The following is a 14611-nucleotide window of genomic DNA, read 5'->3' as shown; positions in this document are numbered from 1 at the left end:
CCTGGTGTGCGGGTGGACCTGATCTGGCACACCAGGCAGGCGGCAAAACACCTCGTAAGGCCCGATGAGGTCCAGTACGGTCAGTTGCGGGAACAGCAGCAAGCCGATGTGTGTCACAGAGAGGTCCTCCAATATCAATCATCAAATGGCAGGCACGTTTTAGATGCCAGGAATGCATTGTTGATTTTTGCCGTTTGGCTGTTTTGTCAATATTCATGGAAAATCTGCCAACCATGCCGAACAACACCCGCTCGTCGCAATCCGTCACCATGCAGATCGTCATGGTCGTGTTCCCTGGTTTTCTGCTACAGGATGCGGCCGGGCCTTTGCAGGTTTTCTCGATGGCAGATCAGGAGGCAGAGAAATCAGGCCGCGGGCCACGCTATCGGCTGCGCACTGTCTCTACTTCTGGCGGGTTGATTACATCGGGATGCGGGCTGGCCGTGCAGACAGAAGTACTGCCCAGGCCCGCCAGCCTGAAAAGCGCCACGTTGTTTGTGGCCGGTGGCGACGGCACGGCCATCGCCATGCAAGACAAACGCCTGATTCGATGGTTGCAAGCCAGTGCCCATCACCTGGCCCGATGCGGTTCGATCTGCACCGGCGCATTCGTGTTGGCCCAGGCGGGCCTGCTGGACGGGCGCTGCGCCGTGACCCACTGGCAAGACGCGCCCTTGTTCCAGCGGCTGTTCCCGCAGGTGACCATGCTGGATGACGCCATCTATGTGCGCGACGGCCACTTCTACACATCGGCAGGCGTCACCACCGGCATCGATCTGAGCCTGGCATTGGTGGAGGCCGATCATGATCGGGCGCTATCCCTGCGTGTGGCCAAACGCATGGTCGTGCCCTTTCGGCGTGCGGGTGGGCAACGCCAGTTCAGCGCGGCGCTGCTGGCCCAAGGCGACGACGATCAAGCCCTGCAAGCGCGCCTGGCTCAATGGCTGCTACCCCGCCTGAAGCAAGCCATCAGCGTGGCCGACATGGCGCAGGCGATGTCCATGTCGGCACGCACGCTGCACCGCCACCTGATAACTGCCACCGGCCAGAGCCCGGCCCGCTTCCTGATGCGCTTGAGACTGGAGCGCGCTTGCCAGTTGATGGAAGCGGGCAAGACGCCCCTCAAGCAACTGGTGCGTCAAACCGGGTTTGGCAGTGAGTACAACTTGCGCCGCAGCCTGCAGCAGCAATTGGGTGTATCCCCGGGCGACTACCTGTCGCGATTTGGCGCAAGCCGCCAGCGCGCTTGAGGCAGCGATTGTTGCGTTCTGGTCAGGCATTTACGAATGATTACGGTGCAGAACATTGTGCTGCCGTTAAGGTAGTGGCCGCACTCAAGGAGCATTACCCATGACCGTCCGGACCACTTCGTTCACAGCGCTGCTCGGTGGCGCGCTGTCAGCGCTGTTGTCCTGGTCTGCTCATGCGGGCTACGCTGTCAACACCCTGGCTGCACCGGATGCGTCGCGTGACAGCTATGGCGAACTCGTCAACGCGCAGGGTACAAGCCTGGGTGAAGTCTACGTCCAACAAAGCTGCCCCGTCAGCCAATGGATGACATGCCTGGTGGACGGCTACGCGCCTCGTCAGCCCCGATCTGCCTGGTGGTCTGGCACGGGCGGCCCACCCACGCTGCTTCAGTGCCTGAGCGACAAGGTCAGCCCCACCACCAGTTGGGACAAGCCCTGCCAGGCGGAAGGCATCAACGCACGGGGCGTGATGGTAGGGCGCAGTTATGCACCCAAAGGCGCCTTTGATGTACAGACAAGGCCCGTGCTGTGGTTGAGCGCAGACAGCCGTCCGGTTGATCTGAGCGCACAGATGCAGGGCTTGCCCGCCTATGCGTCGGCACGCGCAGTCGGCATCAATGATCAGGGTTGGGTACTAGGTCGCGCCCAAGCCATCGGCAACGGGGCTGGCGAATATGCCTTTCTACTGCGTGATGGCTTGGCTTCTCTGTTGCCAACTGGAGGCGCCCTGTCTGTCAAGGCAAAAGCCATCAACGCCACGATGGCTGTGGGCGAAGGTCAATTTGATCGTGGCGGCCCATCAGGCGTGATCGCATGGACACTCGGCGGCCCCACCAGTACCCTGCGCACCATTGATGGCACTGAAAATTACGTGTACGCCGAAGGCCTCAGTTCTGCAGGCCATGTGGCGGGCTTTTACTGGGCGCCTGCCAGCAAGCAAGGCAATCGCGCTTACGTCTGGTACCAAGGCCGGGCCCAAGCTTTACCCACAGATGCTGGCTACAGCAGCGTGGCCTATGGCGTGAACGCAGCCGGTCAGGTGGCGGGCAGCCATTGCCGCACCGATCAGGACATCCATGGCTGCCGTGCTGTGGTCTGGACCAACGGTGTTCGGCAGGATCTCAATACGCTGGCCGCGCCACCTGCTGGCTATACCTTCGTTCAAGCCAAGTCCATCAATGATCAGGGGCGAATCGTGGGCTGGATGGTCAATGGCAACAAGGTCTACAGAGGCTTTCTCCTCACGCCTCGTTTCTGATCTCCTGCAGGCTGGCCATACCGTCTCTCAGTACCAGCACCTTGTCCGCGCTGGCGATGGTTTCAGGCCGATGGGCCACGATGATGCGGGTCAAGCGCAAGTTCTTGATGGCCTCATTGACACTTCGTTCTCTGGACACGTCCAGGTGGCTTGTCGCCTCGTCCAGCACCAGAATGCGAGGGCGCCGGTATAGCGCCCTGGCAAGCAAGATGCGTTGCCGCTGGCCACCGGACAACATCGCCCCCATGTCACCGACCAAGGTGTTGTACTGCATGGGCATGGCGACAATGTCTGCGTGGATGGACGCCATCCGCGCACATTGCTCGATCCACGCATGGTCGGGTTGCGTGTCAAAGAAGGCGATGTTGTCGCCGATCGAACCGGCAAAGAGCACATCATCTTGCATGACGCTGGCCACAGCCCGGCGCCAGGTGCTCAGCCCCATGTGCGACAAGGGAACGCCATCCACTTCGATCAGTCCGTCATCTGGCTGCATCAATCCCAGCAGGATCTTCAGCAGCGTGGTCTTGCCACACCCCGACGGGCCAACAATCGCCACAGACTCCCCCGCCTCCACGCTGAAAGACAAGCCCTGCAACACCAAGGGCTCTCCGTCGCCATAACGGAAGCTGAGTTGGCGCACATCCAGGCGACCTTTCACAGCTGGCATGGCGCCCGCTGCCAGCTCTTGCGTCGGCTCGACAGGCGTTCGCACGATGTCCGCCACGCGCTCGGTATGCAGGCCCAACATGCGCAGCTCCATCGCCTTCTCGATCAAGCCGGCAATGCGCTGCACGAACTGCGTCTTGTATGACATGAAGGCAAACAACATGCCCACAGAGAATGCCCCCGCACTGGAAGAATCCAACACCATCCTGGCACCCAACCAGATGGTGATCACGTTCTCCAATCCGAACAGCAAACTGTTGGCGGCTTGGTAAACCACATTCACGCGCTGGATGCGGATCCCTGCATTGAACTGGTCCACCGCCAGGTTGTGCCAGGCCACAGTACGTGGGGCCTCGTGGCTGAACAGTTTGATGCACTGCATGCCACGTACTGTCTCCAGGAAGTGGCTGTGCTGACGCGCCAGGCAAACGATGTGTTCATGCGTGGCCAGTTGTTGTGGCCGGTGCATGGCTATCCGCAATGCGGCATACGCCGTAGCTGCCATCACGGCGACCGCAGCCAGTGTGGGCGCATACAGCAACATCATGGCCAAGGTGAGCAAGGCCATCACGCCGTCAATCAAGGCTTCCACAAAGCCGCTCGTGAGCGTGCGCTGGATGACCTGCAGCGCCTCAAACCGAGAGACGATGTCGCCCATGTGGCGACGCTCGAACCACACCATGGGCAAGCGTATCAAATGCCGAAACACGCGGGTACTCATGTGCAGATTGAGACTGGTACCCAGCACCATCAGTAGCCAGCCGCGCATGCCCATGACAAGCGCTTGAATCACCGCCATCAACAAGAAGCCGCATCCCAAGACAGTGACCAGATCTCGATCCTGAGAAACCAAGGCCTGGTCCACCACCCACTGCATGAAAAACGGAGACAGCACGGCAAACAACTGCAGAACCAAAGCCAGGCCAAGGATCTGCGTCAACATGCCACCCAACCCGGGCACGCGCCCCATCAAGGCCCAAAGGCTCATCCTCTGTCGTTCATCGCGCGGCACAAATTCGTCACTTGGCAGCACTTCCAGCGCGACACCCGTGAAGTGCCTGGAGAACTCGTCGAGTGCCAGCAAACGGACACCCGAGGCCGGGTCATGGATCACCACCTGCCCCGGCTTGAGCCCCACCAACACCACAAAGTGCTGGAAGTCCCAATGCAGGATGCAAGGCAGCTTGAGTTCATTCAAATGCGGCAAATCCAGACGCAAGGGACGCGGCGTCAGCTTCAACATTCCGGCCACGCCCATCAGGTCGGCCAGGGTACTGCCCCGCAATGAAATGGCATGACGCGATCTCAATGTGGCCAGATCCATCATGTGACCATGATGCCCCGCCACCATGGCCAGACAGACCAGACCGCATTCGGCCGCCTCCGTCTGCAACATCACCGGGGTACGCGATTTGAGCGAAAAATTCAACATGATGAGCGGGCTCCAAGGATGAATGACATGCGACGGATACGCCTCAGAATCGGCCCGAAATGGACACCAGAGGGTCGATGAACCAATCGACAAGGCGACGCCTGTCTACGTGGATGTCGGCATCCAGCGCCATGCCGGATCGCAAAGGCATGGCTTGCCCATACGCCAGCACAGCCTGGCTTGGCAAAGACACCGTGACCCGATACACCGGCTCCGTGATCGACACAGGCAAGCTCGCCTCATTGGGTTGGATGACCGTCTTGCCCACCTCGCTCACGGTGCCAACGTGATGACCAAACCGTTGATACGGAAAGGCCTGATATCGCAAAGCCACGGTCTGGTTCAACTTGACAAAGCCGGCAGCGCGCGTTGGCACCAATAGCTGCGCTTGCAGGCGAGCGCCGGCAGGAAGAATGGACAACAAGGGCGCACTGCTGGTCACGGCCTGCCCCGGCTCAGCCAGGATGGTCGTCACGGTGCCATCTGCGGGTGCAGTGATGAGCACACGGCGTTTGGCATCGTTTTCCGTCAACTGCTGCGTCAACTCGGACATCTGCCGGTCGAGCTGGGCCGCGTTATTGCTCTTCTTGAGGGCAGAGGTGCCCAACTCGATGCGTGCGGCCACCAGGTCCCGTGTCAGGCTGGTGATGCTGCGTTGGGTCTGGCTGAGCTGTTGGCGCTGCGCCAGCAAGGCCTCTTGCTTCTCCTGCACGGTGGCCTCGGCCACAAAGTGCGCCTGTACCAGATCCAGATGGCGCGCTACCGTGCGTTCGGCCACAGCCACGCGTTGTTGTTGCAGCTGCAGTTGCGCCTGGGCTTCTTCCAGTTCCGTCTGCAGATTGTCGATACGTTCGGACAAGCCTTTGCTCGTCAACACATCTATGTCACGTTGCTTGGCCTGCTCACGCATCAGGCTGTCTCGCCGTTGCCTGAGTTGCGTCAGCATGGCGGCTTGGGTTTCCAGTGTGCTCTCCGTCGCGCGCTCACTGCTGACCACCATGAGCACGTCGCCTCGGTGGACCAACTGCCCCTCAGTCACGCGCCGATCGATCACGGCGCCAGCCTGCGGCGCATACAACTTGATCAGGCCCAGGCTCGGCATCAGGTAACCCAGCACATGCTCCTTGCGTGTGAAGTGCCCCGTCAATGCCCAGGTCAATGCCAGCACCACGATACCCACGCATCCGCCCATGAGCCAGCGTACCGACAACGGTGCTGTCATGGGTGCCATGCCAAAGCGTTGATCAGCCCTGGCTTCCAAAGCATCTTGACGAAACAGCGATGGGTTCATGTCAGCCTCCCAGCTTGGATTGCATGCCAGGCCCCTCGTCGCCAGAGGGGCCTGGCATCTGTACGCTGTACAGCGTCTTACTTCCACGTACCGTTTTCTTGGCAGGTCTTCACCGTGAAGTAAGCCTGGACCACACTTGCCCCAGGTGAATAGGTTGTCCCTTGCCAGGTGCAGAGTTCACCACCAGTTACCGAGGCCAGTTCGTTCATGTTGATTTCACGCATGATGTTTCTCCGTTCAGAAATTGAGCTTGATTGATCAGAAAGATGACGATCGACTTAGAAGCCGATGGGATACGGATTCCGAGGGAAAGGGCTCGGTGGAAAGGTAGGGCCCGGGAAAGGGCCACCAAAGGGATCCAGAGGATCGCGTGGATAGGGCCTTTGCATGGCGCCACTGATTTGATGCACCTGATCCGGCGCCAGCTCAAACGATGAGCCCCGGGAAGAAGCCTGATCAGCCCCTGCCAGTACCTTGTTGATGTCATTCATGTTGAATGCTCCATTTGCTTGGTTGATGAAACGAGCCGCTTGTCTACAGCCCGGGATCTACTGTGGCGATACACGCCCGACGCGTCACTATCACGCTGTGCCGCGATTGCGGCACGTTTCCCTAGACCTAGGGGGCACCCTCTTCCTGGGGTAGCCAATGCCTTTGCACTACCTAGACTGGCGCGTCATGAAGCCCACTGTTCTCATCGTCGAAGACGACCTCCTGTTCAAGACGCACTTTGCCGATGCGATTGCCCACGCACAGGACTTCCGATTGATCGGGCACGCCGACGATCTGCAATCTGGCCGCCAGTTGCTGCGCAAACTCATGCCCGATGTGCTTTTGGTAGACCTGGGCCTGCCTGATGGCAACGGGCTGGATCTGATTCGAGAGGCGGCTCGAACCTTGCCTCAATGCGAGGTACTGGTCTCTACCGTCTTTGGCGACGAGAAACACGTGCTCGCCTCCATTGAAGCGGGCGCCACCGGCTATCTGCTCAAGGAGACACGCGGGCCTGAGCTGGTTGAGCAGATTCGCGTGCTGCGCAAAGGTGGCAGCCCCATCAGCCCGGTGATCGCGCGGCAACTGCTCATGCGCATGGCACCGGAACCCAGCACGTCCATCAGCATGGACTTGTTGAGCCCGAGAGAAATCGAAGTACTGAGACTGAGCACCAAAGGCTTCAACTTTGACGAGGTGGCGACGTTGATGGGCCTGTCAAGGCACACCATCACCACCTTTGTCAAACGCATCTACCGCAAGCTGCATGTGCACTCGAAGACAGAGGCGATATACGAAGCCCGGAAGCTGGGCCTGACGCTGCATTGAAGGATGGACCATGCTGCACACGCTGCAAAGACACCTGCCCCGTTTTCTGGCCTGCGTGGCAGCCGGGCTGTTGCTCGTGCTGCTGTACATCCTGATCCTCGACAACACGCACGCCACGGCGGCCACCCGCTTCGATGCTGCAGATGTATGTGTACAGACGACAAGCGAATCCAGGCATGAACGCGCTGGCTTCAATGCCGTGTTTCTCCATGGGGGCGCACCGGTTGCACATTGCTGGCAAGCGATGGCCCTCCCTCACCACATAAGCCCCACACAGGAGGCCGGACAAGATGGCAGCAAGTTATCTCAAGCCTGGTTCAAGGTGCGCTATCAAGTGCCGCTGCAGCCGGTTGATTCAGAGAACCTGATGATCTATGTGCCCCGTGTCATGGGATCAGCCTGGCAAGTCCGCATCAATGACACACAGGTCGCCAACAACCTCGAAGACTGGCGCATGACATGGAACACACCTTTGGCCATTCGCATCGACCCCAGCTACGTGCGCCCGGGGCAAATGCTGGATATTCGCCTGGGCGTGATGCAACGCCCTGAATACGGCGTGTCGATTGCACCCATCTTCATCGGGCCGGCCTCCAGCCTGATGCCGGCCTTGTCGTGGCGCAGGTTGTTGCAGATCACCATGCCTCAGGCCAGCAGCGTGATTCTGCTTTTGATGGGCGGCTTTTTCTTTGCGTTCTGGCTGGCCCGCCGGCATGAAAGCATGCACCTGCTGCTGGCTCTGGCCAGCGTGGCCTGGTGCGTCTGCAATCTGCAATACGTTCAGCATCGGCCCGACGACGCCTGGTGGGCGGCTTGCTATACCGCCATGGTCAACATGGCCATCAGCTGGGTCATGTGGTTGATCTATCTGTTCGTGTTGCGGATCGACGCGCAACAGCGGGTGAGGTGGCTGGAACGTGCACTGCCCTGGTACGTGCTGTTCATGACGCTGGTCGCCGTGCCCGTGTGGCCACACTCCGAAGACATTGGCGTGATCTATCACCTGCTCAACTCCCTGGTGGCCACCGGCGTGACCATCGTGATTGCGCGGCGAGCCTGGCGCCGTCATGGGCGGATCGAACTGAGGCTGATCAGCCTCGCGCTGGCGTCAAGCCTGATGGCTGGCACACACGATGTGGCCTTGCTGGCGCAGTTGCTTGATCCGCAAGGCATTTACCTCTTGCCCTACAGCACCTTGTTGATCTTTGCCAGTTTTCTGTTTGCGGTTCAACGGCGCTACGTGAACGCCATCGCCGAAACCGAACACCTGAGCGCTTCGCTGGCACAGCGCCTGGCTGCACGAGAAGATGAACTGCGCGTGCAGCATGCGCGCTTGCTGACCATCGAGCGAGAGCAAGCGCTGCTGCTGGAGCGCCAGCGCTTGATGCGAGACATGCACGATGGTCTGGGCTCCACCTTGATGTCATCGCTTGTATTGGTTGAGCAAGGCCAGATGAAGAGCCAGGATCTGGCCTTGATGCTCCGCGAGTGTGTGGATGACCTTCGACTGGTCATCGATTCGCTGGAGCCCATGGGGCACGACCTGGTCACCCTCCTGGCGACGCTGCGCTATCGCCTTGGCAAACGCCTGGAACACGCGGGCCTGGCGCTTGAATGGGCGGTGCAGGATCTCCCCAGCCTGCCGTGGCTGGATCCTTCGCACGCCCTGCAAGTGCTGCGCATCGTGCAAGAGACCTTGACCAACATCCTCAAGCACGCCGAAGCCAGCCGTGTGCGCATCGAAACACTATTGCTTCACAAGCCCGGCTTGCCCGATCAGGTCTGTGTGCAGATCGAAGACGATGGCAAGGGCTTTGACATGAACACCATCACGGCTGGCAGAGGACTGAGGCATCTGCGTCATCGCGCACAGAAGGTCCATGGCGATCTGGACATCCACAGCGAGGCAGGACAGGGCACGCGGATCACCCTGCTCCTGCCAGTCGAACTCTGTATGCGCTGAGCTGACTCGATCAAGCCAGCACAGGCATGCGGATCAGGTGATCAAAGGCACTCAACGCTGCCTTGGCACCATCACCTGCTGCGATCACAATCTGCTTGAAAGGCACGGTGGTGCAATCGCCCGCTGCGAACACGCCGGGCACATTGGTGTGGCCCTTGGCATCCACAATGATCTCGCCGAACTTGCTGAGCTCGACCGTGCCCTTGAGCCACTCGGTGTTGGGCACCAGGCCGATCTGCACGAACACGCCTTCCAGCGCCACCGTGTGCTCCACGCCCGTGGCGCGGTCCTTGTACTTCAGGCCGTTGACCTTGCCATCGGCACCGGTGATCTCGGTGGTCTGCGCATTGGTGTGGATGCTCACGTTGGCCAGGCTCTTGAGCTTGTTGACCAGCACAGCATCGGCCTTGAGCTGTTCAGCGAACTCCACCAGCGTCACGTGCTCGACGATGCCGGCCAGGTCAATGGCCGCTTCCACGCCCGAGTTACCACCACCGATCACCGACACGCGCTTGCCCTTGAACAGCGGGCCATCGCAGTGCGGGCAATAGGCCACGCCCTTGTTCTTGTACTCGGCCTCGCCGGGCACATTGACATTGCGCCAGCGCGCACCGGTCGACAGGATCACGGTCTTGGCCTTGAGCACGCCGCCATTGGCCATCTTCACCTGGATGAGGTCGCCCGTCTGCTCGGCCGGCACGATGGCTTCGGCGCGTTGGAGGTTCATGATGTCCACGTCATAGGCCTTGGCGTGGGCTTCCAGCGCGGCAGCCAGCTTGGGGCCGTCGGTCTCCAGCACCGAGATGTAGTTCTCGATGGACAGCGTGTCGTTGACCTGGCCACCGAAGCGCTCGGCCGCCACGCCCGTGCGGATGCCCTTGCGAGCGGCGTACACGGCGGCTGCGGCGCCAGCCGGGCCACCGCCCACGATCAGCACGTCATAAGGTGCCCTGGCATCGATCTTGGCGGCTTCCTTGGCATCGGAGTTCGTGTCCAGCTTGGCCACGATCTCGGCCACCGTCATCTTGCCGGAGGCGAACATCTGACCGTTGAGGAAGACCATGGGCACGGCCATGATCTCGCGCTTTTCCACCTCTTCCTGGAAGGCGCCACCTTCGATGATGGTCGTCTTGATCTTCGGATTGAGGATGGCCATGAGCGACAGCGCCTGCACCACGTCCGGGCAGTTGTGGCAGCTCAGGGACATGTAGACCTCGAAGTTGAAGTCGCCCCCATCGACAGGACTCAGGGCGCGGATGTTGTCCAGCACCTCGGCTTCTTCCTTCGGCGGGTGGCCGCCCGTCCACAGCAGGGCCAGCACCAGCGAGGTGAACTCATGGCCCAGCGGCAGGCCGGCAAAGCGCAGAGAGGTATCGCTGCCCGTGCGCTGCAAAGTGAAGGATGGCTTGCGCGCATCCTGGCCATCGGTCTTGAGCGTGATCTTGTCGCTGCGCAGGCCGGCAATGGTCTGCAGCAGGTCCAGCATCTCGCGGGAGTTCTCAGAGTCGCTCAGGGATGCGGTGATCTCGAAGGGCTGTTGCACGCGTTCCAGATAAGCGCCGAGTTGGGCCTTGAGGTTGTCGTCCAGCATGGTGTGCATCCTTTTTCTTGATGAGCGATTAAGCGACTTTGAGAACCGGCCTCCTTCCAGATTCAGAAGGCGACCAGCATCCACCCCGGCGGGCTTTGTGGGCCCGCAGGGAGAGCGTTTTCAACGAAGTGATGAGGTCAGGCCTCAACACAGGTCAAGACTTGGTGAAGTCTTAGATCTTGCCGACCAGGTCCAGCGAAGGGGTCAGGGCGGCAGCGCCTTCCTTCCACTTGGCGGGGCAAACCTGGTTGGGGTTGGCGGCGGTGAACTGGGCAGCCTTCAGCTTGCGCAGGGTTTCCGACACGTCACGGGCGATTTCGTTGCTGTGCACTTCGGCCGTCTTGATGACGCCTTCGGGGTTGATGATGAAGGTGCCGCGCAGCGACAGGCCTTCTTCTTCGATGTGCACGTCGAAAGCGTGGGTCAGCTTGTGGGTGGGGTCACCGACCAGGGGGAACTTGGCCTTGCCCACGGCGGGGGAGGTTTCGTGCCACACCTTGTGCGAGAAGTGGGTGTCGGTGGTGACGATGTAGACCTCGGCGCCAGCCTTCTGGAATTCGGCGTAGCTGTTGGCAGCGTCTTCGATTTCGGTTGGGCAGTTGAAGGTGAAGGCAGCCGGCATGAAGATCAGGACAGACCACTTGCCCTTCAGGCTTTCATCGGAGACTTCGATGAACTCGCCCTTGCCGCCGCGGTTGACGAAAGCTTGGGTCTTGAATGGCTGGACTTGCGTGTTGATCAGAGACATGGCTTGTTCCTGTTGAGAGGTTGAGTTGGTGAAACAACAGGGTGAATCTTAGGCCAGCTCATGCCATATAGCGAATTGATTGATCAAATACATACGATTGGAATGATCTATCAAGTCTGGCAAAAAAAATCCCGCCAGGCCTGCCAACCTGGCGGGAAACAGGAGAGTCAGTACTTACTTCTTGACTGTAACGGGCGCAGGGGCCGGCGCCGCGCTCAGATAGAAACGTGTGCCATTCACCGGCGTGTTGGACAACCTGTCCACCGTGAAGGAGCCCACGGCCGGCGCAGCCACCTTGCCTGTTGCCGTCACGCTGAGCGTGACCGAGCTGATGGTGTTGGGCACCGTGCACACGTACAGTCCCGTTGTGCCCGTGCCGCAGGTGATGCGCGCATCCGTTGGTTTGACGGTCGCTGCAGTCGTGAACGGTGTGCCGTTGGCATTGAGCAGCCACCCAGCCACCACGGTCGATCCTTCGGTCGATACGGATGCCTTGGCCGCATTGCCCAATGCCGCCACCGTGCCCTTGGTCTGGATCATCGTGGCCACCACGTTTTCCGTGGCCGTGCCGCAAGGCTGTTTGGAAGCCGTACAGGTCAATTGAGGTGACGAGAACAGCGCCACGCGCGGCGAGATGTAGGACATCACCGTCCCGAACTGGCCTGAAATGCCCTTGCCGTAGCTGTAGCTGAACACCCCAGGGAAGGACGAGTTGGCCTTGTCATGGGCATTGCCCAGGTTATGCCCCAGTTCATGCGCCAGGCTGAGCATTTCGCAGTAGTAGCCATTGGCCTGCCCATCATTGAGCGCGGCGAACAAGGAGGTGCCCACCTGCGCGTTGAACAGGCTCATACCCCCGGCCCCACCACCCGGCACGTACGCCAGGCCGCAGGTGTTGGTGCTGCCGGTCGTGGTGTTAAACGGCGCAAAGAAGACCGTCATGGCCCCGCCAGCCGTTCTTCGCAACGCCGCTACGCCTTTGAATGCACCCGTGTCGCCCCGCATGGCCGGCAACGCAACTTGTGGTGTCGTATCGCCCTGCGCCACTTTCGCCCAGCCCACGATCTTGAAGGCGATGCCCGTTCCACTGTTCGCATAGGCCGCATTGGCCACCTGAATCAGGTTGGACAAGCGGGTGCGCGCCACGGCCTCGGTACCCCATTGCGACACGTAGGTCGCGCTGTAGGTCATGAAGACCGTGATGGTTGTATCGATCTTGCCAGCGGCCAGTGGCACCGGCACGGTAGCCGTGCTGGTGGTCGCACCCGCTGCCTGAGGCGTCACACTACCTGCGGCAGCCTGCGCCCCGTCTGTCGATGTGGCATCCACATGATCGGGCCCGTGCAAACGGTTCCAGCCCGCTGCGGCCGGATCCACGATCTGCGTCTTGCCCTGGCGGGTGACGATCTGGTATTCGTTGCCATTGCTCATCACCGTACCGAAGACGGCGTCCTTGCCAACCGTCACCACCGTAGGCGAGCCCGTTCCATCCATGCGGCTGACGCCCTGGATTTGAAGGAAGCCGTCCTGATCCAGTTCGCGATGGGTCACGATGGCCACTTCGGTCTGGCCGTTAGGCAATGGCAGGGCAATTTCAGCCCCTTCTTCTGCCTGGGCGAGCCCGGCAAAATTGCCCTTGAGATCACGAACGCCCTTTTCTACAGAGGCACCCAGCGCATAGGCCTGGCCATGAACTGGCCCGACGTCCTGGACAGCTTTGAGCTCACCCGATGGCTGCTGCTTGAACGCCAGTTGATGCCCGCTGAAGCGGATGGCGCCAACAAAACCTTCCTTCACCTGCTTGAGAAAGACGCGGTCGCGCGGGCTGCCATCCAGGCTGCCATGCCAGTAGTTCAGGCCATCGAGCCCTTTGGTCGTGGTTTCAAACACCACCGTTTTCTTGCCAACGAAGGGGAAGTTGATCTCCACCTTCTGGCCGGCTTTCATGCTCATCAGGCTTTTGGCATCCAGCTTGAGCGGGCTGTTGATCTCCAGTCCTCGTCCGGACGTCACAGCAGGATCCACCGCAGCCATGCCCTGGCCACTCCAAACCGACAAGGCCAGCAAGGCCACCCCGGACAACACGGTGCGTGAGAACTGCATCTTCTTGATCCTTCGCCTGGTTCGGCGTGCATGAACGAGAAGCCAGATTAAGACGCTGCCCCAGGGAAACCTAGTGAATTTCTGACGGCTTGAGCGCAATTACAGCTTGTTTACAAAGCTTTTGTCTGAACCGTCACACCCACCCAATTCGGGCTTTTTGTCAGATGAATTCCTACAAGACGTGTAGCCGCAAGCCGACCCGTCTTACAGCCGCTTACCTATCAAGGAATTTGGGATCTGTTTGCACAATGACTCCATCGACAACGCGAAACCGCACAGAGTCAAACAAAGGAACACAGACATGAACGCCGACCAAATCCTGATGGAAATCCGCGAAACCAACCTGTCCTACCTGATGCTGGCTCAGACCCTGATCCGCAACGACCGTGACCAGGCTCTGTTTCGCCTGGGCCTGACCGAAGCCGCCGCCGACCGCCTGGCTTCGCTGTCTCCCGCCCAGCTCCTGAAGGTCGCATCGAGCAACACCCTGGTGTGCCGCATGCGTGTCGACGATGACCTGGTCTGGTCGCTGCTGACCAACCACGGCAAGGGTGCCGGCAGCGATGGCGCTTCCCGCCTGCATGCCTCGATCCTGCTGGCTGGCAAGCATCAAGAAGCCGCCTGATCCCGCACCGCAGACCATACCGAATACACCCCTATCTACAGACAAGCCGGAGAAACCACCATGCGTACCAAGAGCCTGTTGACCGAAGCCAAGCAAATCGACCGCGCCGTGACCCTGATCAACCTGGGTGCCCGCCTGCAGGTCCTGGAGTCGGAAACCGACATGTCTTACGAACGCCTGCTGCGCCTGTACAAGGAAGTCTCCGGCAAATCGCCTTCCAAGGGTCAGCTGCCCTTCTCGACCGACTGGTTCATGACCTGGCAGCCCAACATCCACGCCAGCCTGTTCCTCAACATCCATGAGTACCTGAACAAGGCCGCCGAGATGGACGAAATCGACGTCGTCATCAAGGCCTACCAGC

12 protein-coding genes are annotated in these 14611 nt (G+C 60.2%); 6 read left to right on the top strand and 6 right to left on the bottom strand.

All coding sequences use genetic code 11. The features are described 5' to 3' along the window. Positions 1–233: 233 nt before the first annotated feature. Together EPO09_RS00805 and EPO09_RS00800 are read left to right on the top strand one after the other, a co-directional pair. A complete protein-coding gene (locus tag EPO09_RS00805) occupies positions 234–1250 on the top strand; it encodes a GlxA family transcriptional regulator (protein WP_290639225.1) in 1017 nt (338 codons plus the stop codon). 100 nt (positions 1251–1350) lie between these two features. Then, on the top strand, positions 1351–2508 hold the full coding sequence (locus tag EPO09_RS00800; RefSeq protein ID WP_290639223.1) for a hypothetical protein: 1158 nt from the start codon (positions 1351–1353) through the stop codon (positions 2506–2508). Here EPO09_RS00800 and EPO09_RS00795 read toward each other — a convergent pair. The 3 genes from EPO09_RS00795 to EPO09_RS00785 all read right to left on the bottom strand — a co-directional run bounded on the left by EPO09_RS00795 (position 2492) and on the right by EPO09_RS00785 (position 6124). After that, on the bottom strand, positions 2492–4609 hold the full coding sequence (locus EPO09_RS00795) for a peptidase domain-containing ABC transporter (protein ID WP_290639221.1): 2118 nt from the start codon (positions 4607–4609) through the stop codon (positions 2492–2494). The two genes, EPO09_RS00800 and EPO09_RS00795, sit on opposite strands and share 17 nt — an antisense overlap. 43 nt (positions 4610–4652) lie before the next feature. Then, entirely contained in the window at positions 4653–5900 is a 1248-nt protein-coding gene (locus EPO09_RS00790; RefSeq protein WP_290639219.1) for an HlyD family efflux transporter periplasmic adaptor subunit, read from the bottom strand. Between the two features lie 77 nt (positions 5901–5977). Next, positions 5978–6124 carry a bacteriocin gene (locus EPO09_RS00785; protein ID WP_290639217.1) on the bottom strand — a complete coding sequence of 49 codons (147 nt, stop codon included), beginning with the start codon at positions 6122–6124 and terminating at the stop codon, positions 5978–5980. A 454-nt stretch (positions 6125–6578) separates the two neighbouring features. Here EPO09_RS00785 and EPO09_RS00780 point away from each other — a divergent pair, with 454 nt between their 5' ends. Next, a complete protein-coding gene (locus EPO09_RS00780) occupies positions 6579–7220 on the top strand; it encodes a response regulator transcription factor (protein WP_290639215.1) in 642 nt (213 codons plus the stop codon). Positions 7221–7230: 10 nt separating this feature from the next. Further along, a complete protein-coding gene (locus EPO09_RS00775) occupies positions 7231–9183 on the top strand; it encodes a sensor histidine kinase (protein ID WP_290639213.1) in 1953 nt (650 codons plus the stop codon). A gap of 10 nt (positions 9184–9193) precedes the next feature. Here EPO09_RS00775 and ahpF read toward each other — a convergent pair whose 3' ends face one another. The 3 genes from ahpF to EPO09_RS00760 all read right to left on the bottom strand — a co-directional run bounded on the left by ahpF (position 9194) and on the right by EPO09_RS00760 (position 13625). Next, on the bottom strand, positions 9194–10774 hold the full coding sequence (gene ahpF / locus EPO09_RS00770) for an alkyl hydroperoxide reductase subunit F (protein WP_290639211.1): 1581 nt from the start codon (positions 10772–10774) through the stop codon (positions 9194–9196). 172 nt (positions 10775–10946) lie between these two features. After that, positions 10947–11522: an alkyl hydroperoxide reductase subunit C gene (ahpC, locus tag EPO09_RS00765; RefSeq protein WP_290639209.1), complete on the bottom strand. Its 576-nt coding sequence runs from the start codon at positions 11520–11522 to the stop codon at positions 10947–10949. 174 nt (positions 11523–11696) lie between these two features. Then, the gene (locus EPO09_RS00760; protein WP_290639207.1) at positions 11697–13625 is read right to left on the bottom strand and encodes a reprolysin-like metallopeptidase; all 1929 of its coding nucleotides are present in this window, start codon (positions 13623–13625) and stop codon (positions 11697–11699) included. A 301-nt stretch (positions 13626–13926) separates the two neighbouring features. Between EPO09_RS00760 and flhD the strand changes: the two genes are divergently transcribed. Together flhD and EPO09_RS00750 are read left to right on the top strand one after the other, a co-directional pair. Beyond that, complete coding sequence (gene flhD, locus EPO09_RS00755; protein ID WP_290639205.1) at positions 13927–14250, top strand: flagellar transcriptional regulator FlhD; 324 nt, start codon at positions 13927–13929, stop codon at positions 14248–14250. 60 nt (positions 14251–14310) lie between these two features. Further along, positions 14311–14611 (top strand): FlhC family transcriptional regulator (locus tag EPO09_RS00750; protein WP_290639203.1); only part of this gene is annotated, 301 nt, incomplete at its 3' end.

The organism is Aquabacterium sp. (assembly GCF_004297345.1).
Taxonomy (GTDB): domain Bacteria; phylum Pseudomonadota; class Gammaproteobacteria; order Burkholderiales; family Burkholderiaceae_C; genus Aquabacterium.
This window is presented reverse-complemented; position numbering and strand designations above follow the sequence as displayed.